We start from the raw sequence: 25058 nt of genomic DNA, 5'->3' as shown, positions 1-25058 counted from the left end.
TGTGCTGCGGAGGTGCGCAATGTTCCGTGACCGTGATGAAGCCGCGCAACGCCTGGCAGCGCAGCTCAAGGCCTACAGGGGACAGAAGCCCCTCGTGCTGGCCATTCCGCGTGGCGCAGTGTCCATGGCCAAGTTCATCGCTGCCGAGCTGCAGGGTGACTTCGATGTGGTGCTGGTGCGCAAGCTGCGCGCACCCTGGCAGCCGGAACTGGCGATTGGCTCTGTCGACGAGAGCGGCTGGACCTACATCGCTCCTTTCGCGGCCAGCGCTGGCGCCGACGCGCAACACATCGAGCAGGAAAAACGCAAGCAGTTGGAGACCATCCGGCAGCGGCGCGCACAGTACACGCCTTTGAGGCCGCACATGGAGCCGGCCGGGCGCACGGTGATCGTCGTCGACGACGGCTTGGCCACCGGCGCCACCATGATCGCCGCCTTGCATGGTCTGCGCCAGCAAAAGCCGGCCCGGCTGGTCTGCGCCGTGCCGGTGGCGCCGCCCGACACTCTCGATAAGGTGCGGCCGCTGGCGGATGAGGTGGTCTGCCTGGAAGCGCCGGAGCGGTTCCAGGCGGTGGGTCAGTTTTACCGGAACTTTGACCAAGTCGAGGACGACGAAGTCATCGCCTTGCTGCGAGCCTGAGCGTCCGGATCAATGCCAATGCTGCCCGAACCAGAGTGTGGCCCGCCGTGCCACTTCATCCAGGGCACCGGGCTCCTCGAAGAGGTGGGTGGCGTCGGGTATCACGGCGAGCTCCTTCTCGCAGGACAACTTCTCGTAGGCCTTTCGGTTGAGTTGCAGCACCTCGTAGTCGGCACCACCTACCAGCAGCAGGGTGGGTGCGCGCACCTTGCCCAGCTCATGGGCGCCGGCCAGGTCTCCACGGCCGCCGCGCGAGACCACCGCCTGCACCTCATCACCCAGCGCAGCCGCGGCTTGCAGCGCGGCCGCCGCACCGGTGCTGGCGCCGAAATAGGCGATGGGCAGGTGGCGGCTGGCTGGTGTGTGCTGCATCACGAAGGCGCTTGCCACCAGGAGGCGGTGCGTCAGCAGGCTGATGTCGAAGCGTGTGTGGTAATCCAGCTCTTCGCCCAGGGTCAGCAGGTCCAGCAGCAGTGAGCCGCTGCCCTGCGTGTGCAGCATACGTGCCACATGGTTGTTGCGCGGGCTGTGGCGGCTGCTGCCACTGCCGTGCGCGAAAAGCACCAGGCCGCGTGCATCGGCCGGCAGTTCCAGCAGGCCTTCAAGGTGCACGTCGTCGGCTGGGATGCGCAGCAGTTCGTGGGTCATGGTCAAGGTAGGCCCGGGCGGATAACAGTACTGCGCGGCGCGGCGCGCGTCAACTGCGGCGCCAAGCGCGTACGTGGACAAAAGCCACAGCCTATGCACAATGCCACCTAGGTTGCCAAAACCGAGGAGACGCCATGCAGTCGGAGCAAAGTCTTGTGGCCCGCTGGCTCAATCTGAGCCTGTCGCTGCGTCTGGCGATGGCTATCTTCCTGATCATCAGCTTGATGATCCTGATTTTCGTCGCGACCATCAGCTATACGCTGACGCGTACCGCCGAGCAGCGATCGGTCGAGGAGCTGAACGCCCAGACCCGACTGATCGTGGACCTCATCGACGCTTCGGACAAGGATTTGCGCTTGCGCGCGACCGCGCTGGCCCGGGCTTTCCAGGCCCGTCTCAAGGGGCAGTTCGAGCTCGATCCCGCGATCACCGAGGTCAACGGCAAGCCCGCACCCACGCTCAAGCTGGACGGGCAGGTGATCAACATGAACTTCGAGACCGCCGACAGTTTCACGGCGGGTACCGGCGCCGTGGCCACGGTCTTTGCCAAGACGGGCGAAGACTTCATCCGCGTCACGACCTCGCTCAAGAACGACAAGGGCGAGCGCGCCATCGGCACCCTGCTGGACCGCGGCCATCCCGGCTACAAGGCCACATTGGAGGGTAAGACCTATGCTGGCCCGGCGGTGCTGTTCGGCAAGCCCTACATCACCCAGTACGACCCGATCCGCAACGCCCAGGGCCAGGTCGTCGGCCTGTCCTTCATCGGCCTGGACTACAGCGACTATCTGAACCAGCTAAAGACCACCATTCGCAGTCTCAAGATCGGCGAGACCGGCTATTTCTACATCATGGACTCGCGGCCCGGGGCCAACTACGGTCGTTTTGTCATCCACCCGACTTCCGAGGGCAAGATCCTGCTCGACAGCAAGGACTCCAGCGGCCGTGAATTCCTCAAGGAGATCATGGAGCGCAAGAACGGTGTCATCCACTACCCCTGGATCAACAAGGAACGTGGCGAGACCCAGGCGCGCGACAAGGTCGCCGCCTTTGTCCATTTCCCAGGCTGGGAATGGGTGGTTGCCGGGGGGACCTATATCGAGGAATTCACCGCCGACGTGCGCCGCCAGCGCCTGCTTTATGGCCTGATGGGCGTGGCCATGGTGCTGCTGATCTCGGGCGCGCTCTACTTTCTGATCCGGCGCACTGTCATCCGGCCCCTGGGGCAGGCCACTCAGACGGCGGATGCCCTGGCCCAGGGCGATCTGACCGTGCGGGTGGCCAACACGCGCGGCGACGAACTGGGCCAGCTCATGAGTGCGATGAACCGCATCGGCAGCAGCCTGGCCAAGGTGGTGCAGGCCGTGCGCCAAGGCAGCGAGAGCGTGGCCACGGCCAGCTCCGAGATCGCCCAGGGCAATACCGACCTGTCTGCGCGCACCGAGAGCCAGGCCAGTGCGCTGGAGCAGACCGCCGCATCCATGGAGCAGCTGGGCTCCACCGTGCGCCAGAACGCGGACAACGCCCGGCAGGCCAACCAGCTGGCCCAGAGTGCATCCACCGTGGCGGTGCAGGGCGGCGAGGTGGTGGCCCAGGTGGTGGACACGATGAAGGGCATCAACGACAGCGCCCGCAAGATCCACGACATCATCAGCGTGATCGATGGCATCGCTTTCCAGACCAATATCCTGGCGCTCAATGCCGCCGTGGAAGCCGCCCGTGCCGGCGAGCAGGGTCGTGGTTTTGCCGTGGTGGCTTCTGAAGTTCGCTCACTGGCCGGTCGCAGCGCCGAGGCCGCCAAGGAGATCAAGAACCTGATTACCGACAGCGTCACCCGCGTCGAGCAGGGCAGCGCCCAGGTCGATCAGGCCGGCGCCACCATGAACGAGGTGGTGGCGGCCATCCGGCGCGTGACCGACATCGTGGGCGAGATCAGTTCGGCCAGCGCCGAGCAGAGCCAGGGAGTGGCTCAGGTGGGTGAGGCCGTGACGAACATGGACCAAGCTACGCAGCAGAACGCGGCCCTGGTCGAGGAAATGGCCGCTGCGGCCAGCAGCCTGCGCACTCAGGCGCAGGAGCTGGTGCAGACCGTGTCGGTCTTCAAGGTCTAGCACCCAGCGGTGGTGCCGGGAAGCCGGGCTTACTGGGCCTGGAAGCCGCTGGCCTGGATGATGCGGGCCCAGCTCTGGCTGTAGGCGCGTTCACGGGTGCCCAGCTGCTCCGACGTCATATGGCCGACGCTCAGCCCCATGGCGGTCAGGCGATCGTGCACATCGGGCATGGCGATGACCTTGGCCAGCGCTTCCGAGTAGCGGTCCAGCAGGGCCTTGGGTGTGCCCTTGGGCGCGAAGATGCCGTAGTAGGGGACGTCTTCGAAGCCGGCCAGGCCGAGTTCGGCAAAGGTCGGCACATCGGGCAGGATGGCCTGGCGCTTGGCGCCCATCACCGCCACCATGCGGATCTTGCCGGCCTTGTGGTTCTCGATGAAGTCCGGCACCGAGCCCACGCCCGCCGCGATCTGGTTGCCCAGCATGTCGCCCATCATGGGCGCGCTGCCGCGGTAGGGCGCGGCCTGCAGGTCCAGGCCGTTCTTCTGGCCGATCACCTTGACCAGGAATTCGGGCACCGATGCCGGCGCGGGCACACCCACGGTGTCCTTGCCCTTGCCCTTTACCCAGCTCACGTACTCCTTGTAGCTTTTGGCCGGTGTGCCGCCAGAGAGCGCCAGGCCGTTGACGAAGGTCGCGAAACCCGCCACCGGCACGAAGTCCTGCGCCGAGTCAAAACCGGCGTTTTTCATGACCAGGGGCACGATGGAAATGGTGTGATCGTGCGACAGAAACAGCACTGAGCCGTCAGCCGGCGCGGCCTTGAGGGCCTGCGCAGCCAGCTGGCCACCGGCGCCGGCCTTGTTGTCGACGATCACGTTCGCGCCCAGCTGGTCCTTGAGCTTCTCGGCCAGCACACGGGCGATGGCGTCGGTGCCGCCGCCGGGCGGGAAACCCACCATGAGCTTGATCGTGGCGGGTTCGGCCAGGGCCATCGAGGACAGGAGCAGGCCGGTGGCGGCCAGGACGAGGCGGCGTCGTGTGGAGGCGAGAAACATGGGAAGGCTCCTGGTTGAAATGAAAATCAGAATCTGGGCAGGTCCGGGTGCGCGATCTTGCCGGCGCGTACCAGCATCTTGCCGTACTCGGCGCAGCGGTTGTGCGTGGGGATCACCTTGCCGGGGTTGAGCAGGCTCATCGGATCGAAGGCGCGTTTGAGCCCCAGCATCTGCTCGTTTTCCTCTCGGCTGAACTGTACGCACATGGAGTTGAGCTTCTCCACGCCCACGCCGTGTTCGCCTGTGACCGTGCCGCCCATGGCCACGCTGGTCTCCAGGATGTCGGCGCCGAAGAGCTCGCAGCGGTGCAGCTGGTCCGGGTCATTCGCATCGAAGAGGATCAGCGGGTGCAGATTGCCATCGCCCGCGTGGAAGACGTTGAGGCAACGCAGCGCATACTTCTTTTCCATCTCCTGGATGGCCAACAGGATGTCGGCCAGTCGCGCGCGCGGAATCGTCGAGTCCATGCACATGTAGTCGGGCGCCAGGCGCCCGCTGGCCGGGAAGGCGTTCTTGCGGCCGCTCCAGTACTTCAGGCGCTCCGCTTCGTCGCGGCTGACTGCAATCGCGGTGGCGCCGGCGCGGCGCAGCACCTCGCTCATGCGGCCGATCTCTTCCTCCACCTCTTCGGGGGTGCCGTCGCTCTCGCACAGCAGGATGGCGGCGGCGCTCAGGTCGTAACCCGCGTGCACGAAGTCTTCCACGGCAGCCGTCATGGGCTGGTCCATCATCTCCAGGCCGGCCGGGATGATGCCCGCTGCGATCACCGCGGCCACCGCGTCGCCGGCTTTGCGCACGTCGTCGAAGCTGGCCATGATGCAGCGCGCCAGTTGCGGTTTCGGGATCAGGCGCACGGTCACTTCCACCGTCACCGCCAGCATGCCTTCGCTGCCGATGAAGACGCTCAGCAGGTCGTAACCCGGTACATCCAGCGCCTCGCTGCCGAACTCCACCGGCTCGCCTTCTACCGTGTAGCCGCGGACTTTCAGCACGTTGTGCACGGTCAGGCCGTACTTGAGGCAATGCACACCGCCAGAGTTCTCGGCCACGTTCCCGCCGATGGTGCAGGCGATCTGGCTCGAAGGGTCTGGCGCGTAGTAGAGCTTGTAGGGTGCGGCGGCCTCGCTGATGGCCAGGTTGCGTACCCCGGCCTGGACCACGGCCGTGCGGCTGACGGGGTCGATCTTGAGGATCTGGTTGAATTTGGCGAGTGACAGGGTTACGCCCATGGCGTTGGGCATGGCGCCGCCTGACAGGCCGGTGCCCGCGCCACGTGCCACCACGGGCACGCCCAGCGCATGGCAGGCCTTGAGCACACCCTGCACCTGGGCTTCGGTTTCGGGCAGGGCCACGGCCAGGGGGCGCTGGCGGTAGGCCGTGAGGCCGTCGCATTCGTAGGGGGTGGTGTCCTCGGCCTGCCAGAGCAGGGCATGCGCCGGCAGCACCGCCAGCAGGGCCGGTACCACCTGGGCCTGGCGCTGGCTGCGCTGCAGGGCATCGATCTGGGGGGCCGAGGCGGGGGCGTTCATGCGGGCAATTCTAGGCCCAGCCCAGGCCCGCTTCCCTATAATTCACCACTTCCTTATCCATGCCCCGGTGGCAGCTGCCCATGTCCGATCGTCTTGCGGTGCTGCCGCAGTACCTGTTGCCGAAAAAGGCGCTCACCTCCTTCGCCGGCCTGGTCGCCGGCTCGCAGATGGGGGGCGTGACCACGGCCATCATCCGCCGTTTCATCCGCCGCTACGGCGTCAACATGGCCGAGGCGGCCAACCCCGATCCGGCCAACTACGCCAGCTTCAACGAATTCTTCACGCGGGCCCTCAAGGAAGGCGCCCGCCCGCTGGCCCCCGCCCGCTGGATCTGCCCGGTGGACGGCGCCATCAGCCAGTTCGGTGCCATCGAGCGCGACCAGATCTTCCAGGCCAAGGGCCACCGCTACAGCATCGCGGCCCTGGTGGGCGGTGACGCCGCATTGGCCGCGCAGTTCGAGAACGGCCATTTCGCCACGCTCTACCTGAGCCCGCGCGACTACCACCGCATCCACATGCCCTGCGACGGCACGCTCATGCGCATGACCTACGTGCCAGGTGACCTGTTCTCGGTCAACCCCACCACGGCGCGTGGCGTACCGGGCCTGTTTGCCCGCAACGAGCGGGTGGTCTGTGTCTTCGACACCGCGCAGGGCCCCCTGGTGCTGGTGCTGGTGGGGGCCACCATTGTGGGCAGCATGGCGACGGTCTGGCATGGCGTGGTCAACCCGCCGCGCCGGCCTCGGGTGACCGAATGGCACTACGAAGGTCAGGGCATTAGCCTGAAAAAAGGTGAAGAAATGGGCCGTTTCCTGCTGGGTTCCACCGTGGTCATGCTCTGGCCCCGGGTTTCCCTGGGGTTCAACCCGGGCTGGGCTGCAACACGCCTGGTCCGGCTTGGTGAGAAAATGGCAGATTAACTGTCTGAGATAACGGAGTTTTATATGCCAGGTCTTCTGCCCAACGTCGATCCCGATGGACTGCTCGAGTTCTCGGTGGTCTACACCGACCGCGCCCTCAACCACATGTCCAAGCGCTTCCAGAGCGTGATGAAGGACATCTCCGGCATCCTCAAGGAAGTCTACAAGGCCAAGTCCTCGGTGCTGGTCCCCGGCAGCGGTACCTTCGGCATGGAAGCCGTGGCGCGCCAGTTCGCGACCGGCAAGAAAACCCTGGTCATCCGCAACGGCTGGTTCAGCTACCGCTGGACCCAGATCTTCGACATGGGCGGCATCCCGGCCCAGTCCACGGTGCTCAAGGCCCGTCGTGTCGGCACCGGCTCGCAGGCTTCCTGGATGCCCTGTCCGGTGGACGAGGTCGTGGCCACCATCAAGGCCCAGAAGCCCGACGTGGTCTTCGCCCCCCACGTGGAAACCGCGGCCGGCATGATGCTGCCCGACGACTACCTGAAGAAGGTCACCGATGCCGTGCATGAAGTCGGCGGCCTGTTCGTGCTGGACTGCATCGCCTCCGGTTGCATGTGGGTGGACATGCAGGCCACCGGCGTGGACATCCTGGTCAGCGCCCCGCAAAAAGGCTGGAGCGGTTCGCCCGCCTGCGCCATGGTCATGCTCAGCGAGCGTGCCCGCAAGGCCATCGAAGGCACCACCAGCACCAGCTTCGCGGCCGACCTCAAGAAGTGGCTGCAGATCATGGAGGCCTACGAAAACGGCGGCCACATGTACCACACCACCATGCCCACCGACGCCCTGACACGACTGGACGAGGTGATGCGCGAGACCAAGGCCTACGGTTTCGACAAGGTCAAGCAGGAGCAGATCACCCTGGGCGCCAAGGTGCGCGAACTGATGGAAAGCCGCGGCTTCGTCAGCGTGGCCGCCGAGGGCTTCAAGGCCCCGGGCGTGGTGGTGAGCTACACCACCGACCCCGAAGTGCAGAACAGCAAGAAATTCCTGGGTCTGGGCCTGCAGACCGCCGCCGGCGTGCCCCTGCAGTGCGACGAACCGGCCGACTTCAGCACTTTCCGCATCGGTCTCTTCGGCCTGGACAAGCTGCACAATCCGGACCGCAGCGTGAAGCAGCTGGCTGACGCGCTGGACAAGATGGGGTTCAAGGAGAAGGTGGCTGCCGCGGCCTGATCTCGTTCACTGCACATCAAAAAGCCCCGACTCGAAAGAGTCGGGGCTTTTTGTTTATATGTACTAAGTGTTCACTGGCACGACGGGCACCGGCGTCACCCAAGAGCTCAACGCGCAAAGCTGTGGCTCATATCCTCTATGAGGGATACGACTGTGGACGATCTGCCGAAGGTATGACAGCATAGTCAGCTAACAAAGGGAGGGTCATCGCACCATGAAGCATCTCATTTCGACCATCGCGTTCTATGGTCTTTTACTTCTGAGTTTTGAATCTACCGCCGGAAATTACTACACGCTGTATGGCTTCAAAATTGGCCAGGAGTTGAGATTCACCAAGCAGCAATTCGGAGAGCCGGATAAGGTTTTTTCCTTTGATGATGGTTGGAAGGCCTATGCATATCGGCGAGATGGCCACAACGTTTTCTTCGAAACGGACAAAGCAAGGCCTGATCTCATCGTTTCCGTTCAGATAGCAGGCGAAAGAAACCCACAGAATATGGGGCTTGATGGCATCAATCTTGGGTCAGACGCAAGAATGGCAATTGAGAAGCTGGGTAAGCCGAGTCAACGCAAGCAGGCAGAGGATCTCAAGACGAAGAAGTCCATTCCCAACACCTATATCAATTATTTCGGCGACAACCTCAGCTTCGAGGAAAAAGAAAACAAGGTCACGAGCATCAAGATCGTGTTTAGCGGTCCGGCTCAGGTCGGTGAACGCCCAGATCTGGATGCATTCTTGCAGAACATCCGCGCGAAAAACTACTATCGAATTGCGGAAAGCATTTCGTCCAGCTTCTCACTTGTCGACGGTCCCATTGTTGAGCAGATCACAGGCAAAACGGCGTTAAACACATTCCTGTTTGGAAGGGATGGAGTGGAGTCCCTGACGTCCAAGGATGTCGTTGACGTTAACCTGCGCATGGCTGACGGCACGTCTGGTTTCGTCTATAAATTCAAGGGCAAAGCAATCTCCGAGCTTTACTTCGTGCGGAGCTTTGAAGGATGGGTGCTCTATAGGGCGGACTAGTAATCACACCGTGCGATTGCTCGGGAAACCTGAGTTGTTCTCCGTCGAAATACGGGCGGCTGTAATGCGGTAGCTCGCAACAAAAAAGCCCCGAGTTGTATAACACGGGGCTTTTGCATATTCAACTAAGACCGCTTATTTGAAGATCACCGTCTTGTGCCCGTTGAGTAGCACGCGGTGTTCGCTGTGCCACTTCACGGCGCGTGCCAGCACCTGGCTCTCGGTGTCGCGGCCGATGGCCGTCAGGTCTTCCACGGTCTTGCTATGGTCCACGCGGGCAACGTCCTGCTCGATGATGGGGCCTTCGTCCAGGTCGGCCGTCACATAGTGGGCGGTGGCGCCGATCAGCTTCACGCCGCGGTCGTGCGCCTGGTAGTAGGGCTTGGCGCCCTTGAAGCTGGGCAGGAAGCTGTGGTGGATGTTGATGGCCTTGCCCGAGAGCTTGCGGCACATGTCATCACTGAGCACCTGCATGTAGCGCGCCAGCACGACGAGCTCGGCGCCTTCGGCCTGCACCACCTCGTACTGCTTGGCCTCGGCCTGGGCCTTGGTCGCCGCCGTCACCGGGATGTGGTGGAAGGGCACGTTGTAGCTGGCCGCCAGCTGGTAGAACTCGCGGTGGTTGGAGACGATGGCACGGATGTCGATGGGCAGCAGGCCGATCTTCCAGCGGAACAGCAGGTCGTTCAGGCAGTGGCCTTCCTTGCTGACGAAAAGCACGGTGCGCATGGCCGTGGCGGCCGCGTGCAGGCTCCACTGCATGGCGAAGGGCTCGGCGAAGAGCTTGAGCTGCACCTGCAGGTCCTCGTACGTCACCTGGCCGCAGGAGAAGCGCACGCGCATGAAGAACAGGCCGGTAGCCGGGTCGTTGTACTGGGCGGCTTCTTCGATGTTGCCGCCGCGCTCGAGCAGGAAACCGGAGACGGCGTGCACGATGCCCAGGCGGTCCGGGCAGGAGAAGGTGAGGATGTAGGCTTGGCTCATAAACCGGGATGTGAGGACAGTGAAATGGGGCCCGCGCCCGCTTTTGGCAGCCGCAGACCCCAATTGTCGCTATTTTCCGGAGCCAACCCTCGCCCGGGGTCTCAGCCGGTGTGCTGGTCCACCCAGGCCAGGTAGGCCACGCTGCCGGCAGTGATGGGCAACTGGATGATTTCCGGTGTTTCGTAGGGGTGACGCTCGCGGATCCAGGCTTCCAACGCGGGGTAGAGAGTGCAGCGGGTCTTGATGCTCAACAGCCATTCAGGCTCGTCATGGGCCTGCTCCTGCCAAACGTAGAAGCTGCGTATGGCCTGCAGCTGTACGCAGGCGCCCAGGCGGGCCTGCACGATGGCGCGGGCCAGTTCGGCGGCCTGGGCTTCGCTGGGCAGGGTCGTCTGCACCACGCAATGTTCGGGTCCGTTGGTCTTCATGCGTCGGTCCTTGCTTGAGGCGATACTACGCGCTCTTCATGCGTTTCACTTCCCCTGCCCGTATCGCTGCCACGCTGCTGCTGGCCCTGTGTGCCGCCCTGTGCTGCGTCTGGTTGCGCATCCCCCTGCCCTGGTTCATCGGACCGCTGCTGGCCACGGCCATCGCCTCCATGCTGCGCTCGCCCACGGCCAGCTGGCCTGTGCTGCGCAATGTCGGGCAGGGCACCATCGGCATGGCGCTCGGGCTGTACTTCACGCCGGCGGTCGGCGCGCTGGTGGTCAGCCTCTGGTGGGCCATCCTGGTCGGGGTGGTCTGGGCCCTGTTGCTGGGCTGGCTGTTCAGCCTGTGGCTGCAGCGCAGCCAGGGGCATCTACCGGGCATGAACCGGGCCACGACCTGGTTTGCCAGCGCCATCGGCGCGGCTTCCGAAATGACGTTGCTGGCCGAGCGCTCCCATGCCCGCACCGACCTGGTGGCGGCCGCCCACAGCCTGCGCGTGCTCATCGTGGCGGTGCTGATTCCTTTCGCGCTGCAGTTCAGTGGCGTGCAGGGGCTGGACACAACGGTACTGGTCTCGCGCGTCTTCCAGCCCGGCGGTTTTGTGCTGCTGGCCTGCGCGGCGGCGGCCGGGGCCTGGGCACTGGAGCGCCTGGGCCGCGCCAACCCCTGGTTCATGGGGCCCATGGTGGTGGCCATGGCGATCACGCTCGGCGGCATTGAACTCACGGGCATCCCGTCCTGGCTGTCGAATGCCGCACAGCTGGTGATCGGCGTGAGCCTGGGCGTGCGTTTCACGCCGGCCTTTGTGCACACCGCTCCGCGCTGGCTGGGCGCCGTGGCCCTGGGCACGCTGGCCATGATCCTCGCCAGTGCCGGCCTGGGCTGGCTGCTGGCCCAGGCGACCGGCCTGCACCCCGCTACGCTGTTGCTGGGTACGGCACCCGGCGGCATCGCCGAAATGGCCATCACGGCCAAGGTATTGCAGCTGGGGGCACCGGTGGTGACGGTGTTCCAGCTCTGCCGGCTGTTCGCCGTGCTGCTGCTGATCGACCCTCTGTATCGCCGCTTCTACGCGCCGCGCTGATCCCGACTCAGTGCATGTGCAGCGGCAGGGTGGCCAGTTCGGTGTACTGGGCCAGCGTGTCTTCCACCTCTTCCTGCGACGGTGTCGTGCGCTGCCATTCGGCCAGGCGCTGCTGGAAAAGCTCGGCCCAGGTGCCGTCCAGATAGATGCCCTTGCCGGCCCGCTTGTCCACGATCTCGAAGCCGTGCCGCAGCAGCGCCGGCAGGTTGCCGTCGCTGTCCTCGACCGCCTGCGTGGCATCCGGCTCGGCGGTGGCCAGCAGGTGGTTCACGATGTAGTCGTCAGAGTCGTAGAGCGTGTTCATGGTGTGTCGGCCATAAAGGGCCTGTTTCCCAGTTGGCGCCGCCGCGGCTGATTTCAAGGGCCCTGCAACGGTAAGCTCAGGGCGTCTCGCTGCCCCGCCACAGCTGGTCGACATAGTCGCCGTTGTCCTGGTACAGGCGTATGCGGGCGGGCAGCCAGCCCAGGGCCGGCGCCAGCCAGAGCTCGGCATTGGGTTCGTCGCTGCGGGTGGCCGCCCGCGTGAACTTGACGGTAGCCTGCTCGCCTCCGGGCAGATCGATCTTTTCCTCGCCCGCCACCACAAAACGCCAGCTTTCCGGTCCGTAGATGCCCATGGCCGGGAAGGTGATGGCCGTGCCCGCCGGGTAACGCTGCGGGGCTGCGGCGACCAGGCTGCCCAGCTGCATGAACACACTCAGATGGTCCTGTGCGCCCTCGGGCAGCGGCACCGGTTCCGTGCCTTCGCTGAACCGGATGCGGGCCGCCGGGTAGTCGAAGTCCACGCTGCGGTCATTGCTCACGCGGTCGACGAAACGCTGCGGCTGCAGGCCCGTTGCTGTGAGCCGACCCTGGCTGTGCTGCACACGCGAACCCAGCAGGAAAATGTTGACCTCCATGCGGGCCTGGTAGCTACGGCCGTCGTGGGTCCAGAGCAGTTCACCCCCGGCACGGTAGGGCAGGAAACCGACGCGACCGCGGATGGCGTAGTGCAGGCGCAGCGGGGCCGGCAGGACCAGCGCCGGTACGACGGCTGGCGCGCCGGCCGCGACAGAGGGCGCCGGCGCCGGGGGGGCGGCCAGCGCCGCGGTGTACAGCAGAGCCAGCAGGCATGCAGAAATCGCAGAAGAAGTTTTCAAGCCGCGTGCCCCAGTTCGTGCGAAAGCTGGCGTGCGGCCTGGCCCAGCGCCGTGGCCACCGTGCCATTCCAGGCCGTGTCGAAATGGGCCACCGAGCCCATGGCCACCATGCCCAGCACCAGGTGGCCGTCGAAATCGAATACCGGCGCGCAAAAGCCGGCCACACCGGGCAGCAGAGTGTCCACCACACGGGCCATGCCCTGCCTGCGCACATCTTGCAGCAACTCGGCCAGTTCTGCCTGGTTGCGCGGCAGGTCCGTGCGGTCCAGTTTGCGGGCGTGCGCGAGTTCTGTGCGCAGCAGGGGCGCGATGGCGTCGCGTGATACGTGGGCGGCAAAACAGCGCCCCGTGGCCGACGACAGCAGGGGCATCACATCCCCCAGGCGCAGGTTCACGGTGACGGCTTGGGGCGATTCTTCCCAGTGCACGATGGTGGGGCCGTGGTTGCCCCAGACCGCCAGGGCCAGCGTGTGGCCGATGTGCCGCATCAGCGCGGGCATCCGTTCACGCGCCAGTTTCACGGCGTCCAGCCGCGTGATGGCCGCCAGGCCCATGCGCAGCGCGGCCGGGCCCAGGTCGTAGCGTGCGCTGGCCGCGTCCTGGCTGACCAGGCCCAGGCGCTGGAAACTCACCAGGTAGCGGTGGGCCTTGGCCGCGCTCATGCCGGCGGTGGCAGCCAGGTCGCGCAGCATCAGTGGCCCGTTGGCGCGGGCCAGCGCGTCGACGAGGGCAAAGCCCACCTCGACCGACTGGATGCCTGCGCGTGTCTTGTCCATGATGTAATTGGAAGGAACCCCGTTTCGACGGGTGCACTCAGTTTAACGATACGTCATTCGAGAAACCATCGATGAAGCTTGCCACCTACAAGGACGGTTCGCGCGACGGCCAACTGGTCGTCGTCTCGCGCGATCTGAGCACGGCGCATTATGCGACCGGCATTGCCCACCACCTGCAGCAGGTGCTGGACGACTGGAACTTCCTCTCGCCGCAGCTGCAGGACCTTTACGTCACGCTCAACCAGGGCAAGGCGCGTCACGCTTTCCCGTTTGACCCGGCGCAATGCATGGCGCCGCTGCCGCGCGCCTACCAGTGGGCCGACGGTTCGGCCTACATCAACCATGTGGAGCTGGTGCGCCTGGCGCGCAAGGCCGAGGTACCGGCCAACTACTACACCGAACCGCTGATGTACCAGGGCGGCAGCGATGATTTCCTGGGCCCGCGTGATGACGTGGTCTGCGTCAGCGAGGAGCACGGCATCGACTTCGAGGCCGAGGTGGCCGTGGTCACCGCCGACGTGCCCATGGGCGCCGGCCCCGAGCAGGCCCTGGACGGCATCCGTCTCGTGATGATCGCCAATGACGTCAGCCTGCGCCACCTCATTCCGGATGAGCTGGCCAAGAACTTCGGTTTCCTGCAGAGCAAACCCGCCACCGCCTTCGGCCCCGTCGCGGTCACGCTGGACGAACTGGGCGACAGCTGGCAGCAGGGCCGGTTGCACCTCACCCTGCAAAGCGCCTGGAACGGTCGCACCGTGGGCATGTGCGAGGCCGGTGAGGAAATGACCTTCCATTTCGGCCAGCTCATCGCGCACCTGGCTAAGACGCGCAATGTGCGCGCCGGCAGCATCATCGGCTCGGGCACGGTCAGCAACCGCGCCACCGAAGTCAATGGCAAGAAGGAGTGGAGCAAGGGCTACAGCTGCATCGCCGAGAAGCGCGCGATCGAAACCATCCAGGATGGCCAGCCCGTCACTGACTACATGAAGTTCGGCGACACCATCCGCATCGAGATCAAGGGCAAGGACGGCCAGTCGGTCTTCGGCGCCATCGACCAGAAGATCGTGCCACTGGCGAAGTAAGGCGCCACCCGCCCGCAAAAAAGGCGACCCGAGGGTCGCCTTTTTTTGCGCCGAGGGCAAGTCAGAGCTTCTAGTTCATCTGGTCGTACTTGAGGAAATACTGCTTGGCCATGGCCACCAGCTGGCCGTCGCTCGGGTGGTCACTGGTGACTACACCGACGATGGCCTTGGCTATATCCTTGTCATGGCGCGTGCAATGCGCCTTGAACTCGTCCTTGGCCTGGGCCGGACCGGTGATCAGGATCTCGTGCACGCCCTTGAGGGCCTCGGCGACCGAGTGGTAGTAGGTCTCGTCGCCGCTGCTGTGGCCGCCGGCGGGGCTGTGGTGGCCGGTGGCACTGTCGCCGCGACCCGAGCCCTGGTGCGAGCCCGTGTGGCCGCCCGTGGCCTTGTGGTGGCTGCGTGACTTGATCTTCTGCGCGGCGATGTGCTCGCGGTCGAAGAGGATGACGTGGGCTTCGGAACGGTCGAGCCAGACGATGGCGTGGAAGGTGGGCATGGTGGTTTCTTTCTTCGGGTCGTAAGGTGAAGGGTGCGCGTCAGGCGCGGCGCCCGTGTTCGAACTTGTCCTGGCAGTTGAGGCAGCGCGGCGTTTCGGGCGCGGCATGCAGGCGGGCGGCGGCGATGTCGCTGCCGCAATCGACGCACACGCCATAGTTGCCGTCGGCGATGCGCTGCAGCGCGGCATCCACGGCGTCGAGTTCGGCACTTTCGCGGGCATCGAGCGTGAATTCCAGCTCGCGTTCGGTTTCCATCTGCGCGCGGGAATCTTCCTTCTGCCCGCCGAAATGCTCGTCCGAGGCCTGCGCCCGGCCTACGTTGCCGCCGCGCAGGCTGGCCAGCTGGGCCAGCAGGGAGGAGCGCTGTTCAAGCAGCTGCTTCTTGAAGGGTGCTGTGATCTGGGTGCTCATATCGGACTCTCCATCAGGGTACGGAGCCATCATGCGCGTCCACTCTGCGCTCGTCTTTGACACAGGTCAAGGTCGGTGCCGGCAGCCGGCCGGGACCGGTGGGGGATAATGCAGCGCATGCAGACCCTGCGCCACGCCCGTTTCCTCGCCCGCCTTGTGCTGGTGTGGTTCACGTTCGCGCTGGGCGTTGCCATCGCGTCGCCCCTGGTGAAGCCGCAGTCCATGGAACTGGTCTGCGCCAGCGGCGGGGCCATGAAGCTGATCGTCACGAGCGACGACGGCAGCCAGGCGGCATCCAGCCTCACACTGGATTGCCCCCTCTGTGTCACCGCCGGCGCGCCGCCGTCCCTGGCCCAGCCTGCAGCGCAGCTTCCCGCAGCGCTGGCACATGTGCTGCTCCCGGTGGCCGCCGCACATCTCTCCGGCCGCACGGCTGCGGCACTGCCCGCGCGCGGGCCTCCCTCGCTTTCCTGATCCATCGCTGCGCAGTTCCCGCTTTTCACCCGGGTGAAAGGCGCGGCTGCATCCCCTGATGTTTCCGGAGCGTATTCATGCGGAAGAACCGCCTGGTCATGGCCTTGGCCCTGGCCTGTCCCTTGGCTTTTGAGGTCTCGGCCCAGAACGTCGCGGCGCAGGCCGAAACCGATGCGCCGGCGAAGTCGCTCGGTGTGGTCACCGTCAACAGCGGCCAGCCCACCTCGCTGCCCACGCAGATTCCCGCCACCATCGAGGGTGTGACGCGCGAGCAGATCGCGGAGACCGTCAATGCCACCGACAGCGAGGATGCGCTGAAGTACTTCCCCAGCCTGCTGGTGCGCAAGCGTTATGTGGGTGACTACAACCACGCGGTGCTGTCCAGTCGCGCCTCGGGCACGGGCAACAGCGCGCGCTCGGCGGTGTACGCCGACGGCATCTTGCTCTCCAACTACCTGGGCAATGGCGCCACCTATGCGCCGCGCTGGGGCATGGTGAGCCCCGAGGAGATCGAGCGGGTCGACGTCATGTACGGCCCCTACTCAGCGGCCTATCCGGGCAACTCCGTGGGCGCCGTGGTGGACTATGTGACGCGCATGCCCAGCCACTTCGAGGGCTCGGCCAGCGTGGGTGCCTGGAACCAGAACTTCAAGCTCTACAACAGCAGCGCCAGCTATGGCGGCAGCCAGGGCAGCGCCTCGCTGGGCAGCCGCAGTGGCGACTGGTCCTGGTGGGTCCATGTGAACCACACGGACAGCACGGGCCAGCCCCTGGTGTTCGCCACCAAGTTGCTGTCGGCCACGGGCGGCGCGGGCGCCACGCCGGTCACCGGTGCCGTGCGCACCCTGAGCACCACCAATGCGGACAACTACATCCTGGGCACCAACACCCAGTACCACACCGTGCAGGACCAGGCCCGGATCAAGCTGGCTTACGACCTCTCGCCCACGCTGCGCGCCAGCTACACCCTGGGCAGCTGGGCCAACACCGCCGAAGGCAACCCGCAGAGTTATCTGCGCGACGCCGCGGGCAATGCGGTGTATTACGGCGACGTGCAGATCAACGGCCAGAGCTACAACGTCAACAATGCCTTCAATGCCTCGCGTGAGAGCCTGGCGCACGTGATGCACGGCCTCTCGCTCAAGAGCAACACCAAAGGCGAGTGGGACGGGGAGCTGGCTGCCAGCGTCTATGACTATGGCCGCGACCAGCTGCGTGCGGCCACACTCTCGGCCACTTCCACCCTGGGCGGCGGCGCGGGCACGATCACCGACCAGAAGGGCACGGGCTGGTCCACCGTGGTGGCGCGCGGCACCTGGCGACCCCAGGGCCTGCAGGGCGCGCACATCGTGGACTTCGGCGCCCAGCAGGACAACTACCAGCTGCGCATCCTCAAATCCAACATCGCCGGCAACTGGCTGACCGATGGCGCGGGTTCGCTCAACAGCGACGTCGGCGGCAAGACGCAGACTCAGGCCCTCTATGGCCAGGACAGCTGGACCTTCGCGCCGCGGTGGAAGACCGTGCTGGGCGCGCGCGTTGAGCAATGGAGCGCGTCGGGTGGTTACACCCGCCTCAGCGGCTCCACCCCGGTGGACTACGCCAGCCGCATCGAGAACTACGTCTCGCCCAAGGCCGCACTGGCGTATCAGTGGTCGGCCGACAAGGTGCTCAAGGCCGCCACGGGCCGCGCTGTGCGCATGCCTACTGTGCAGGAACTCTACGGTGCCACCTCCAACGCCAACCTCTCCTTCGTGAACGACCCGAATCTGGCACCGGAAAAATCCTGGACCACCGAGCTCACCCTGGAGCAGGACCTGGGCCGCGGTCTGCTGCGCCTGACCGTGTTCAACGAGGACACGCGTGATGCGCTCTACTCGCAGCTCATCCCTGGCAGCACTACCACCAGCCGTGTGCAGAACATCGACGCGGTCAATACCCAGGGCGTGGAGCTGGCCTACAACGGCAGCGATGCGCTGCTCAAGGGCCTGGAGCTGTCTGGCAGCCTGACCTATGCCGACTCGCGCATCGTCAGCAACCCGACCAACCCGGCCAGCGTGGGCAAGTACCAGCCGCGTGTGCCGGTCTGGCGTGCCACGGCGCTGGCCAACTACCGCTTCGACGAGCAGCAGAGCGGCTCCCTGGGGGTGCGCTACAGCGGCAAGCAGTATTCCACGCTCGACAACTCCGACGTCAACGGTGACGCCTACACAGGTGCCAGCAGCTACCTGGTGACCGATGTGCGGTGGCGCTACCGCTTCAACCCCAGGACCGTGGCTTCACTGGGCATCGACAACCTCACCGACGAAACCTACTGGAACTTCCACCCCTATCCGCAACGCACCTACGTGGCGGATCTCAAAGTCAATTTCTGAAAGAGCCCCTATGAAAAACCTTCTTGCTTTCCTTGGCACCAGCGCCGTGTTGGCGATCTCCACTCCCGCCTCGGCCCACGTGGTCCTGGAAGACCAGGCCGCGCTGGCCGGCAGCAGCTACCGCGCTGTCTTCCGCGTGGGTCACGGCTGCGACGGCAGCCCCACCACGGCCATTCGGGTGGTCCTGCCCGCTGGCGTGCGCGGCGCCAAGCCCATGCCCAAGGCAGGCTGGACCCTGGCCGTGCGACGCGAAACCCTGGCCCAGCCCTACAGCAGCCACGGCAAGGCCGTCAGCGTCGACGTGGTCGAGGTCAGCTGGACAGCCAGCAGCCCGGCCTACGCCTTGCAGGACGATTGGTACGACGAGTTCGTCTTGCGCGCCACCGTGCCCGAACAGGCCGGGGCCCTGTGGTTCCGTGTAGAGCAGACTTGCGCCCAAGGCCGGCTGGACTGGTCCGAGATTCCCGCGCAAGGCACGTCAACCCGCGGCCTCAAGACGCCTGCGGTCCTGCTCGAGGTGCTGCCCTCGGGGCCGTCCGCAATGCACGCCCACTGAGCTTTCCCTTTATAGTTTTCCATCAGGAGTCACGCCATGTCTTGCAAATTCATCCACATCCTCGTTGCCGCACTCACGCTATCGGTCAGCTGCGCGCATGCGCAGACCGTCGACGTCAGCGAGGCCTGGGTCCGTGCCACCGTGCAGGGCCAGAAGGCCAGCGGTGCTTTCATGAAGCTCACCGCGAAGGAAAACACGCGCCTGGTCGATGCGTCCTCGCCGGTGGCCGGCATCACCGAAGTGCATGAGATGAAGATGGAGGGCGACATTATGAAGATGCGCGCCGCTCCGGACATCGAGCTGCCTGCCGGCAAGACCGTGGAGTTCAAGCCTGGCGGTTACCACGTGATGCTGATGGACCTGAAGACCGCGCTGAGGAAGGACAGCACCATCCCCCTGACCCTGGTGTTCAAGGACGCCAAGGGCGTCGAGAGCAAGCTGCAGGTGCAGCTGCCGGTGCGCATGGCGGCACCGGGTACCGACGCGAAGCACTGAGGCTGCGCGCCGGGGCCGGCGCTAACGTCCCAGCAGATTGCGCTGCACGTGCACCAGGTGCCCGCGGGTGCAGTCCAGCGCGCGGTCCAGGTCGCGCTCGCGCAGCGCGGCGACCAGCTGACGGTGTTCGCGCTGGTAGGCGTCGCGCCGCTCGGGCGTGACACTGCGCCGCTTGAGCATGCCCCATTCACCCTGCATGCGGGCCTGGTTCATGAGCTTGAAGACCTGGCTCACGAAGCTGTTGTGCGCGGCTTCGGCAATCACCTCGTGCAGCAGACCGTCCCAGTGCTCGAAGTCTTCCAGCGTATGGGCCGCTTCCGCGCGATCGCAGCACTGCGCCATGCGTGCGAAATCGGCCGGCGTGGCATTGCGGATCACCATCTCCACGATGGCCGGCTCCAGCGCCATGCGCACTTCCATCAGCTCGGACGGGCTGACCGCCGCGGTGGCCGCGCTGGACTCCAGTGCCGGCAGCAGGGTGGCGATGCGCTCGCTGACATAGGTGCCACTGCCCACCGTCTGCGTGATCAGGCCGGCCTCCTTGAGTTGCCCCAGCACGCGGCGCACGGCCGAGCGGCCCAGGCTGTACTCGGTGCACAGCGCGCGTTCGGTCGGGATGCGGTGGCCGGCGCGCCAGATGCCGGACTTCAGCTTTTCGAGCAGGGTTTCACGCAGCAGGGCGGTGGGGTCCATGGGTCGCAAGGCAAAGGTTGGAGGATTCTGGTCAATGATAGACCAAATGAAACCAATAAAGCACAGGACTACGTGTTTTCCACCAACGCAAGAGTGATAATCGGTCTTTATAATTTTTCACCAAGATAAACCAATGGCAACCAATATCCGGTTGCCCCTCAGGAGTCCGCATGAAAGTCGCACGTGTCCAAAAAGACGGCCAGATCCACCTCGCCCTGGTCGACGAAGCCAAGAAGGAAGTCGCCCTGGTCGGCGGCACGCTGGCCCAGCATCCCAACCCGGTGCTCAACGTCATCCAGCTCGGCGTGAGCGCAGCGCAGCTGCAGGCCGCCGTGACGGCGCGCGTGCCCATGGCCCAGGTGAAGTTCATGGCGCCGCTCTCGGCCTTCCTGCGCAACCCCTTTGCCGTGGGCAAGAACTACCACGAGCACGCCATGGAGTTTGACAAGAGCGGCTTCAACGCCACCAGCGGCGGTGCCTCGGCCATTCCCGCCTTTCCGCAGATCTTCACCAAGGCCACGCATACGCTCAACGGCCCGACCGATCCCATCCAGTTCAACCCCAAGCACACCCAGTCGGTGGACTACGAGGGCGAGATCGGCGTGGTCATCGGCACCACCTGCCGCAACGTCAGCAAGGCCGACGCCATGAAGCAGGTCTGGGGTTTTGTCGCCACGAACGACGTCACCGCGCGTGACCTGCAGAAGAACCACGCCCAGTGGTTCCTGGGCAAGTCGCTCGACGGCTTCTGCCCCATCGGCCCCTGGATCACCACCACCGACGAAGCCCCCACCGACATGCGCATGCAGACCTGGGTCAACGGCGAACAGCGCCAGAACGCCCACATCTCGCAGCTGATCTTCGACGTGCCCACCCTGATCGAACAGATGAGCGCGGCCATGACCCTGCTGCCCGGCGACATCATCCTCACCGGCACCTCGGTGGGCGTGGGCATCGGCTTCAACCCGCCCAAGTTCCTCAAGCACGGCGACGTGGTGCGCGTGGCCATCAGCGGCCTGGGCGAGCTGAGCAACCCGGTCCAGGAAATCTGAGCCCCAAGTTCGAGACGATGTTCCAACACAAGGAGACCAGCATGACCCAACGCCGCGAATTCCTGCAACTGGGCGCAGCCGCGCTGGCTGCGGCCGGCCTGCCCGCCTTTGCGCAGGATGTGTACCCCAGCAAACCCGTCACCATGCTCGTGCCCTTCCCGCCGGGTGGTGTGGCCGATACCGTGGGCCGCCCCGTGGCAGAAGCCATGGCGCGCGCTCTGGGCCAACCCATGGTGGTGGAGAACAAGGGCGGCGCTGGCGGCGGCATCGGCATGGCGCAGGTGGCCAAGTCGCGCGCCGACGGCTACAACCTGCTCATGTCCCTGTCCTCCGTCGTCGTGCTGCCCGAAGCCGACAAGGTGCTCAAACGCAACCCGCTGTACACGCTGGACCAGCTCAAGCCCATCGCGCGTTTCACGGCCGACCCCACCGCGCTGGTGGTGCGCGCCGACAGCCCCTGGAAGACCTACAAGGACTTCATCGCCCACGTGAAGGCCAAACCCGGCCAGACCACCTTCGGCTCCTCGGGCAACTACGGCACCATGCACGTGCCCATGGAGCAGCTCAAGGTCGCCACCGGCACCTTCATGCTGCACGTGCCTTACACCGGCGCGGGCCCGGCCGTCATGGCCTTGCTGGCCGGCCAGATCGACGCCCTGTCCACCGGCCCCTCCAGCGTGATGCAGCACGTGCGCGCCGGCAAGCTGCGCGTGCTGGCCCATTGGGGCGAAGGCCGTCTGGCGGCTCTGCCCGAGGTGCCAAGCTTTAAGGAACTCGGTGTGCCGATCACTTACTCGCAGTGGTCCGGCCTGTTCGTGCCGGCCGGCACGCCCGAAGCCGTGGTGACCAGGCTGCGCCAGGCCGCCAAGGCAGCCAGCGAAGACGCGCGCGCCAAGCAATCGCTGGTGGCGGCAGGCACCTCCTTCATGTACCAGGACACGCCCGAGTTCGAGCGCTTCGTGCAGGCGGACGCGAAGGCCATGGCCGCGCTGGTGCAGCGCATCGGCCGCGTCGAGTAAAGCCTTTGCGCACTGTGACCGGCCCGCCACGCGGGCCGGTTTCTTTTGGGGACCACGCAGCGCAGCGGCTTGCCATGGGGTAAGCTGTTTCCCAGTGAACCCTGCAGGAGCGGCTGGATGAGCAAACCGTCAGACCCCACAGGCTTTGGCCAGTTCGTGCCGGGCTTCGATTTCCTGCAAAAACTCGCCCAGGGTGGCAACGCCTCCGCAGCCGGCTGGGTCGCTCCTACGATGGACCCCGAAGCGCTGGACAAGCGCATCTCCGAACTCAAGGCCGTGCAGTTCTGGCTGGACCAGAACGCCGCCGCGCTCAAGGCCACGATCCAGGCGCTCGAAGTGCAGAAGATGACCCTGGCCACGCTCAAGAGCATGAACGTGCCCATGCCCGGCACCGGCATGGCCTGGCCCATGCCGGGTGCGGCGCCTGCGGCCAGGCCCACGGCTGCACAAGCCAAGCCCGCCCCTGCTGAAAACACGGCCGCCGGCGCAACACCCCCGATGGCCGATCCCATGCAGTACTGGGGCGCGCTCACGCAGCAGTTCCAGCAGATCGCCGGCCAGGCCATGAAAGACGTGGCCGCACGCAGCGCTGCCGCGGCTGCGCCCGCGCCGCCTGCCAAGGCCGCAAAGAAAACCACCCCGCGCAAGCCCAAACCGCCTGCGTCTTGAGCCGCTGATGAAAAACTTCCCCCTGGCCCACGCCACCCACCCGCAATGGCGCATGGCCGCCGCGCTGGTGCTGGCCCAGCTGCGCGCGCAGCTGGCCCTGCCCGGTGCTGCCAGTCCTACGCTGGCTCTGCTCTACATCAGCGACCACTACGCGGCCGATGCCGAAGCCATCCTGGCCCACCTGAGTGCCGAATTGCCCGAGGTCACCGACTGGGCCGGCACCGTGGGTGTGGGCATAGCCGCCACCAACGTCGAGTACTTCGACGAACCGGCCATGGCGGTGATGCTCTGCGACCTGCCGGCCGACCAGTACCGCGTTTTCTCCGGCGTGGCCCCCCTGGGATTGAGTTTCGATGCGCACACCGCACTGGTGCACGCCGACGGCCGCACCCCCGAACTCTCCGAGCTCATCAACGAGATGGCCGCGCGCACCGACAGCGGTTACCTCTTCGGTGGCTTGGCCGCGAGCCGCGGCGAGAGCGTGCAGTTCGCCCTGGGCGGTGACGGTTTCATCCGCGGCCAGGGGCGCTCCACCGGTGTCTTCCACGGCGGGCTCAGCGGCGTGGCCTTCGGCGAAGGTGTGTCCGTGGTTTCGCGTGTGACCCAGGGCTGCTGCCCCGTGGCCGGCAGCCACACCATCACCGAAGCCGAGCGCAACGTGGTCTACCAGCTCGACGGCGAGCCCGCGTTGCAGGTGCTGTTGCGCGAACTCGATGTCAGCCTGGATGAACCCGAACAGGCGCTCAGCGCCGTGCGCGCTACGCTGGCCGGTCTGGTCCACATGCAGGACGTGGCGGCCGACGGTCGCGCCATCAACCGCACCGGCAACTTTGGCAGCGATGTGCGCGTGCGTCACATCATCGGCCTGGACCCGCAGCGCGGTGGCGTGGCCCTGGCCGAGGTGGTGGAAGAGGGCATGCAACTGGCCTTCTGCCAGCGCAATGTGCAGGCCGCGCGCGCCGACCTCATGCGCATCTGCGCCGAGATCCGCGAGGAGCTGGAACCCGAGGAGCTGCCGCTTACCGTGGCCCCTGCGGGCGCGGAGCCCGAACCCCTGGCACCGGCCTCGCGGCGCATCGCCGGCGCGGTCTACGTCAGCTGCTCAGGCCGCGGCGGCCCGCACTTCGGCGGCCCCAGCGCGGAGTTGCAGATCGTGCGCCATGCCTTGGGTGATGTGCCCCTGGTGGGATTCTTCGCCGGCGGTGAGATCGCGCGGCATCACGTGTATGGCTACACCGGCGTGCTGACGGTGTTCCTGGCGGACTGATTCATCAGCGTCGCAGCTTCGCAAACGCCTCGAACTCCCAGCTGCGCATGGCCAGCAGCAGGGTGTAACCCTCGCGGTCCTTCTCGGGCAGCTTCTGGTCGGCCTGGTGCTGCTGCGCGAAATCCTGCGCCACGCGCTGCAGCCGTTCCATGAAGGAGGGCGCCAGGCTGCGGCTCACGCTGCCGTGCACCAGCAGCAGGCCTTCGCCGTGGCCGTCGAAGTCGCCGCTGTAATAGTCCAGCAGCGCGTGCTCGCGGAAGTAGTCCATCACCGGGCCGTGCGGGCGCCAGCGGAAGGTCTTGGCCAGCTTCAGGCGGTAGCGGTTGAGTGGCCGCAGCTCGATGATGCCGATGCGGTCCAATTGCGCCAGGTACTTCACGCACTCGGCCTCGCTCAGGCGGTAGGCCGCCACCATCTGCTCCAGCGTCCACTGGCTCAGCACGCAGATGGCCACCAGCAGCAGCTTCTTGTCCGCCACCACGGCCTTCTCCTGGGCCTGTGTCAGCTCGGCCAGCAGGGGCTGGGCGTCGGCCACGCGGCGCGCGAGCTCGGCGAAATCCAGCTTCAGCGCGCGGCAGATCGCGTCGATGCGTGACAGCGGCATGTCCCCCTTGGCCAGCATGCGCTTCACGCTGCTCTCCGCCATGCCCAGCTTCTTCGCGAGGTCGGCATAGGTCAGGTGGGCGGCCTTCAGTTCCTTCTTCAGGGTCAGGACGAGATCGGCGGTGGTGCTCATAAAGGGCCTGTTTGCATTAATTTCTCAAGATGCGTTGTGGATCAAAAAGGTCATGCGGTAGGCGCGTGGACGCCGCCGGGGTAGCCCCCCGGCAAGTCCGCGCAACACCCCGCATGGCCTTTTTGGCCACAACCCGAAGGGAACGGGGTGCAAACAGCGCCACTCGTTGTTGCACTCCTCACCCAGACCACCAGTCTGGGTTTCGTCGTGCGCCTAGATTGGCACCGTTTGCACCTCGTTCGCACTTGAGAAATTAGTGCGAACAGGC

The 25058-nt window shown here is 65.5% G+C and carries 27 protein-coding genes; 15 read left to right on the top strand and 12 right to left on the bottom strand.

The window, feature by feature from the left end; translation table 11 throughout:
- The first annotated feature begins 19 nt into the window (after nucleotides 1-19).
- Nucleotides 20-640, top strand: a complete 621-nt coding sequence (locus AC07NT_RS17345; protein ID WP_498599773.1) for a phosphoribosyltransferase — start codon at nucleotides 20-22, stop codon at nucleotides 638-640.
- Between the two features lie 9 nt (nucleotides 641-649).
- Here the strand turns inward: AC07NT_RS17345 and AC07NT_RS17340 are convergent, their stop codons facing one another.
- Nucleotides 650-1288: a dienelactone hydrolase family protein gene (locus AC07NT_RS17340; RefSeq protein ID WP_498599774.1), complete on the bottom strand. Its 639-nt coding sequence runs from the start codon at nucleotides 1286-1288 to the stop codon at nucleotides 650-652.
- 134 nt (nucleotides 1289-1422) lie between these two features.
- Between AC07NT_RS17340 and AC07NT_RS17335 the strand changes: the two genes are divergently transcribed.
- The gene (locus tag AC07NT_RS17335; protein ID WP_498599776.1) at nucleotides 1423-3399 is read left to right on the top strand and encodes a methyl-accepting chemotaxis protein; all 1977 of its coding nucleotides are present in this window, start codon (nucleotides 1423-1425) and stop codon (nucleotides 3397-3399) included.
- Nucleotides 3400-3428: 29 nt separating this feature from the next.
- Here AC07NT_RS17335 and AC07NT_RS17330 read toward each other — a convergent pair whose 3' ends face one another.
- Both AC07NT_RS17330 and AC07NT_RS17325 read right to left on the bottom strand, forming a co-directional pair.
- Nucleotides 3429-4394 (bottom strand): Bug family tripartite tricarboxylate transporter substrate binding protein, encoded by a 966-nt coding sequence (locus AC07NT_RS17330; RefSeq protein WP_498599777.1) that lies wholly within the window; start codon nucleotides 4392-4394, stop codon nucleotides 3429-3431.
- A gap of 26 nt (nucleotides 4395-4420) precedes the next feature.
- The gene (locus AC07NT_RS17325; RefSeq protein ID WP_498599779.1) at nucleotides 4421-5923 is read right to left on the bottom strand and encodes an FAD-linked oxidase C-terminal domain-containing protein; all 1503 of its coding nucleotides are present in this window, start codon (nucleotides 5921-5923) and stop codon (nucleotides 4421-4423) included.
- An 80-nt stretch (nucleotides 5924-6003) separates the two neighbouring features.
- Here AC07NT_RS17325 and asd point away from each other — a divergent pair, with 80 nt between their 5' ends.
- From asd to AC07NT_RS17310, 3 genes are all read left to right on the top strand, one after another.
- On the top strand, nucleotides 6004-6843 hold the full coding sequence (gene asd / locus AC07NT_RS17320; RefSeq protein ID WP_498599780.1) for an archaetidylserine decarboxylase: 840 nt from the start codon (nucleotides 6004-6006) through the stop codon (nucleotides 6841-6843).
- Between the two features lie 24 nt (nucleotides 6844-6867).
- Entirely contained in the window at nucleotides 6868-8022 is a 1155-nt protein-coding gene (locus tag AC07NT_RS17315; protein ID WP_498599782.1) for an aminotransferase class V-fold PLP-dependent enzyme, read from the top strand.
- Nucleotides 8023-8236: 214 nt separating this feature from the next.
- Nucleotides 8237-9049, top strand: coding sequence for a hypothetical protein (locus AC07NT_RS17310; protein ID WP_498599784.1), 813 nt, complete (start codon nucleotides 8237-8239; stop codon nucleotides 9047-9049).
- A gap of 135 nt (nucleotides 9050-9184) precedes the next feature.
- Here the strand turns inward: AC07NT_RS17310 and purU are convergent, their stop codons facing one another.
- Together purU and cutA are read right to left on the bottom strand one after the other, a co-directional pair.
- Nucleotides 9185-10033, bottom strand: coding sequence for a formyltetrahydrofolate deformylase (purU, locus tag AC07NT_RS17305; RefSeq protein WP_498599785.1), 849 nt, complete (start codon nucleotides 10031-10033; stop codon nucleotides 9185-9187).
- A 101-nt stretch (nucleotides 10034-10134) separates the two neighbouring features.
- Nucleotides 10135-10461, bottom strand: a complete 327-nt coding sequence (gene cutA / locus AC07NT_RS17300) for a divalent-cation tolerance protein CutA (protein WP_498599786.1) — start codon at nucleotides 10459-10461, stop codon at nucleotides 10135-10137.
- A gap of 38 nt (nucleotides 10462-10499) precedes the next feature.
- Here cutA and AC07NT_RS17295 point away from each other — a divergent pair, with 38 nt between their 5' ends.
- Nucleotides 10500-11546, top strand: a complete 1047-nt coding sequence (locus tag AC07NT_RS17295; RefSeq protein WP_498599788.1) for an AbrB family transcriptional regulator — start codon at nucleotides 10500-10502, stop codon at nucleotides 11544-11546.
- Between the two features lie 7 nt (nucleotides 11547-11553).
- Here the strand turns inward: AC07NT_RS17295 and AC07NT_RS17290 are convergent, their stop codons facing one another.
- The 3 genes from AC07NT_RS17290 to AC07NT_RS17280 all read right to left on the bottom strand — a co-directional run bounded on the left by AC07NT_RS17290 (nucleotide 11554) and on the right by AC07NT_RS17280 (nucleotide 13461).
- Complete coding sequence (locus AC07NT_RS17290; protein ID WP_498599789.1) at nucleotides 11554-11850, bottom strand: BTH_I0359 family protein; 297 nt, start codon at nucleotides 11848-11850, stop codon at nucleotides 11554-11556.
- Nucleotides 11851-11926: 76 nt separating this feature from the next.
- On the bottom strand, nucleotides 11927-12685 hold the full coding sequence (locus tag AC07NT_RS17285) for a DUF3108 domain-containing protein (RefSeq protein WP_498599790.1): 759 nt from the start codon (nucleotides 12683-12685) through the stop codon (nucleotides 11927-11929).
- Nucleotides 12682-13461 (bottom strand): IclR family transcriptional regulator, encoded by a 780-nt coding sequence (locus AC07NT_RS17280; RefSeq protein ID WP_498599791.1) that lies wholly within the window; start codon nucleotides 13459-13461, stop codon nucleotides 12682-12684. Before AC07NT_RS17280 ends, AC07NT_RS17285 begins: the two co-directional genes overlap by 4 nt.
- A gap of 71 nt (nucleotides 13462-13532) precedes the next feature.
- On the opposite strand from AC07NT_RS17280, the gene AC07NT_RS17275 reads away from it, so the two are divergent.
- Nucleotides 13533-14543, top strand: a complete 1011-nt coding sequence (locus AC07NT_RS17275; RefSeq protein ID WP_498599793.1) for a fumarylacetoacetate hydrolase family protein — start codon at nucleotides 13533-13535, stop codon at nucleotides 14541-14543.
- 70 nt (nucleotides 14544-14613) lie between these two features.
- Here AC07NT_RS17275 and AC07NT_RS17270 read toward each other — a convergent pair whose 3' ends face one another.
- Both AC07NT_RS17270 and AC07NT_RS17265 read right to left on the bottom strand, forming a co-directional pair.
- The gene (locus tag AC07NT_RS17270; RefSeq protein WP_498599795.1) at nucleotides 14614-15042 is read right to left on the bottom strand and encodes a hypothetical protein; all 429 of its coding nucleotides are present in this window, start codon (nucleotides 15040-15042) and stop codon (nucleotides 14614-14616) included.
- Nucleotides 15043-15082: 40 nt separating this feature from the next.
- Complete coding sequence (locus tag AC07NT_RS17265; RefSeq protein WP_498599796.1) at nucleotides 15083-15454, bottom strand: TraR/DksA family transcriptional regulator; 372 nt, start codon at nucleotides 15452-15454, stop codon at nucleotides 15083-15085.
- A gap of 117 nt (nucleotides 15455-15571) precedes the next feature.
- On the opposite strand from AC07NT_RS17265, the gene AC07NT_RS17260 reads away from it, so the two are divergent.
- The 4 genes from AC07NT_RS17260 to AC07NT_RS17245 all read left to right on the top strand — a co-directional run bounded on the left by AC07NT_RS17260 (nucleotide 15572) and on the right by AC07NT_RS17245 (nucleotide 19354).
- A complete protein-coding gene (locus AC07NT_RS17260; protein ID WP_498599797.1) occupies nucleotides 15572-15928 on the top strand; it encodes a DUF2946 family protein in 357 nt (118 codons plus the stop codon).
- Nucleotides 15929-16005: 77 nt separating this feature from the next.
- Nucleotides 16006-18303, top strand: coding sequence for a TonB-dependent receptor (locus AC07NT_RS17255; RefSeq protein ID WP_498599798.1), 2298 nt, complete (start codon nucleotides 16006-16008; stop codon nucleotides 18301-18303).
- Between the two features lie 10 nt (nucleotides 18304-18313).
- Entirely contained in the window at nucleotides 18314-18859 is a 546-nt protein-coding gene (locus tag AC07NT_RS17250; protein ID WP_498599799.1) for a YcnI family copper-binding membrane protein, read from the top strand.
- 36 nt (nucleotides 18860-18895) lie between these two features.
- Nucleotides 18896-19354 carry a copper chaperone PCu(A)C gene (locus AC07NT_RS17245; protein WP_498599800.1) on the top strand — a complete coding sequence of 153 codons (459 nt, stop codon included), beginning with the start codon at nucleotides 18896-18898 and terminating at the stop codon, nucleotides 19352-19354.
- Between the two features lie 21 nt (nucleotides 19355-19375).
- On the opposite strand, the gene AC07NT_RS17240 is transcribed toward AC07NT_RS17245, so the two are convergent.
- Nucleotides 19376-20047, bottom strand: a complete 672-nt coding sequence (locus tag AC07NT_RS17240) for a FadR/GntR family transcriptional regulator (protein ID WP_498599802.1) — start codon at nucleotides 20045-20047, stop codon at nucleotides 19376-19378.
- Between the two features lie 170 nt (nucleotides 20048-20217).
- On the opposite strand from AC07NT_RS17240, the gene AC07NT_RS17235 reads away from it, so the two are divergent.
- The 4 genes from AC07NT_RS17235 (at nucleotide 20218) to AC07NT_RS17220 (ending at nucleotide 24054) form a co-directional block, all read left to right on the top strand.
- Nucleotides 20218-21099: a fumarylacetoacetate hydrolase family protein gene (locus AC07NT_RS17235; RefSeq protein WP_498599804.1), complete on the top strand. Its 882-nt coding sequence runs from the start codon at nucleotides 20218-20220 to the stop codon at nucleotides 21097-21099.
- 41 nt (nucleotides 21100-21140) lie between these two features.
- A complete protein-coding gene (locus tag AC07NT_RS17230; RefSeq protein ID WP_498599805.1) occupies nucleotides 21141-22118 on the top strand; it encodes a tripartite tricarboxylate transporter substrate binding protein in 978 nt (325 codons plus the stop codon).
- A 117-nt stretch (nucleotides 22119-22235) separates the two neighbouring features.
- Complete coding sequence (locus tag AC07NT_RS17225; protein WP_498599807.1) at nucleotides 22236-22787, top strand: PhaM family polyhydroxyalkanoate granule multifunctional regulatory protein; 552 nt, start codon at nucleotides 22236-22238, stop codon at nucleotides 22785-22787.
- A 7-nt stretch (nucleotides 22788-22794) separates the two neighbouring features.
- Entirely contained in the window at nucleotides 22795-24054 is a 1260-nt protein-coding gene (locus AC07NT_RS17220; RefSeq protein WP_498599809.1) for an FIST signal transduction protein, read from the top strand.
- A gap of 4 nt (nucleotides 24055-24058) precedes the next feature.
- Here AC07NT_RS17220 and AC07NT_RS17215 read toward each other — a convergent pair whose 3' ends face one another.
- The gene (locus AC07NT_RS17215) at nucleotides 24059-24790 is read right to left on the bottom strand and encodes a helix-turn-helix domain-containing protein (protein ID WP_498599811.1); all 732 of its coding nucleotides are present in this window, start codon (nucleotides 24788-24790) and stop codon (nucleotides 24059-24061) included.
- Nucleotides 24791-25058: the final 268 nt, after the last annotated feature.

This window comes from Hylemonella sp. GW821-FHT10B10 (assembly GCF_059415585.1).
Note: the sequence above shows the minus strand (reverse complement) of the source record. Positions and strands in the feature narration are given on the sequence as shown.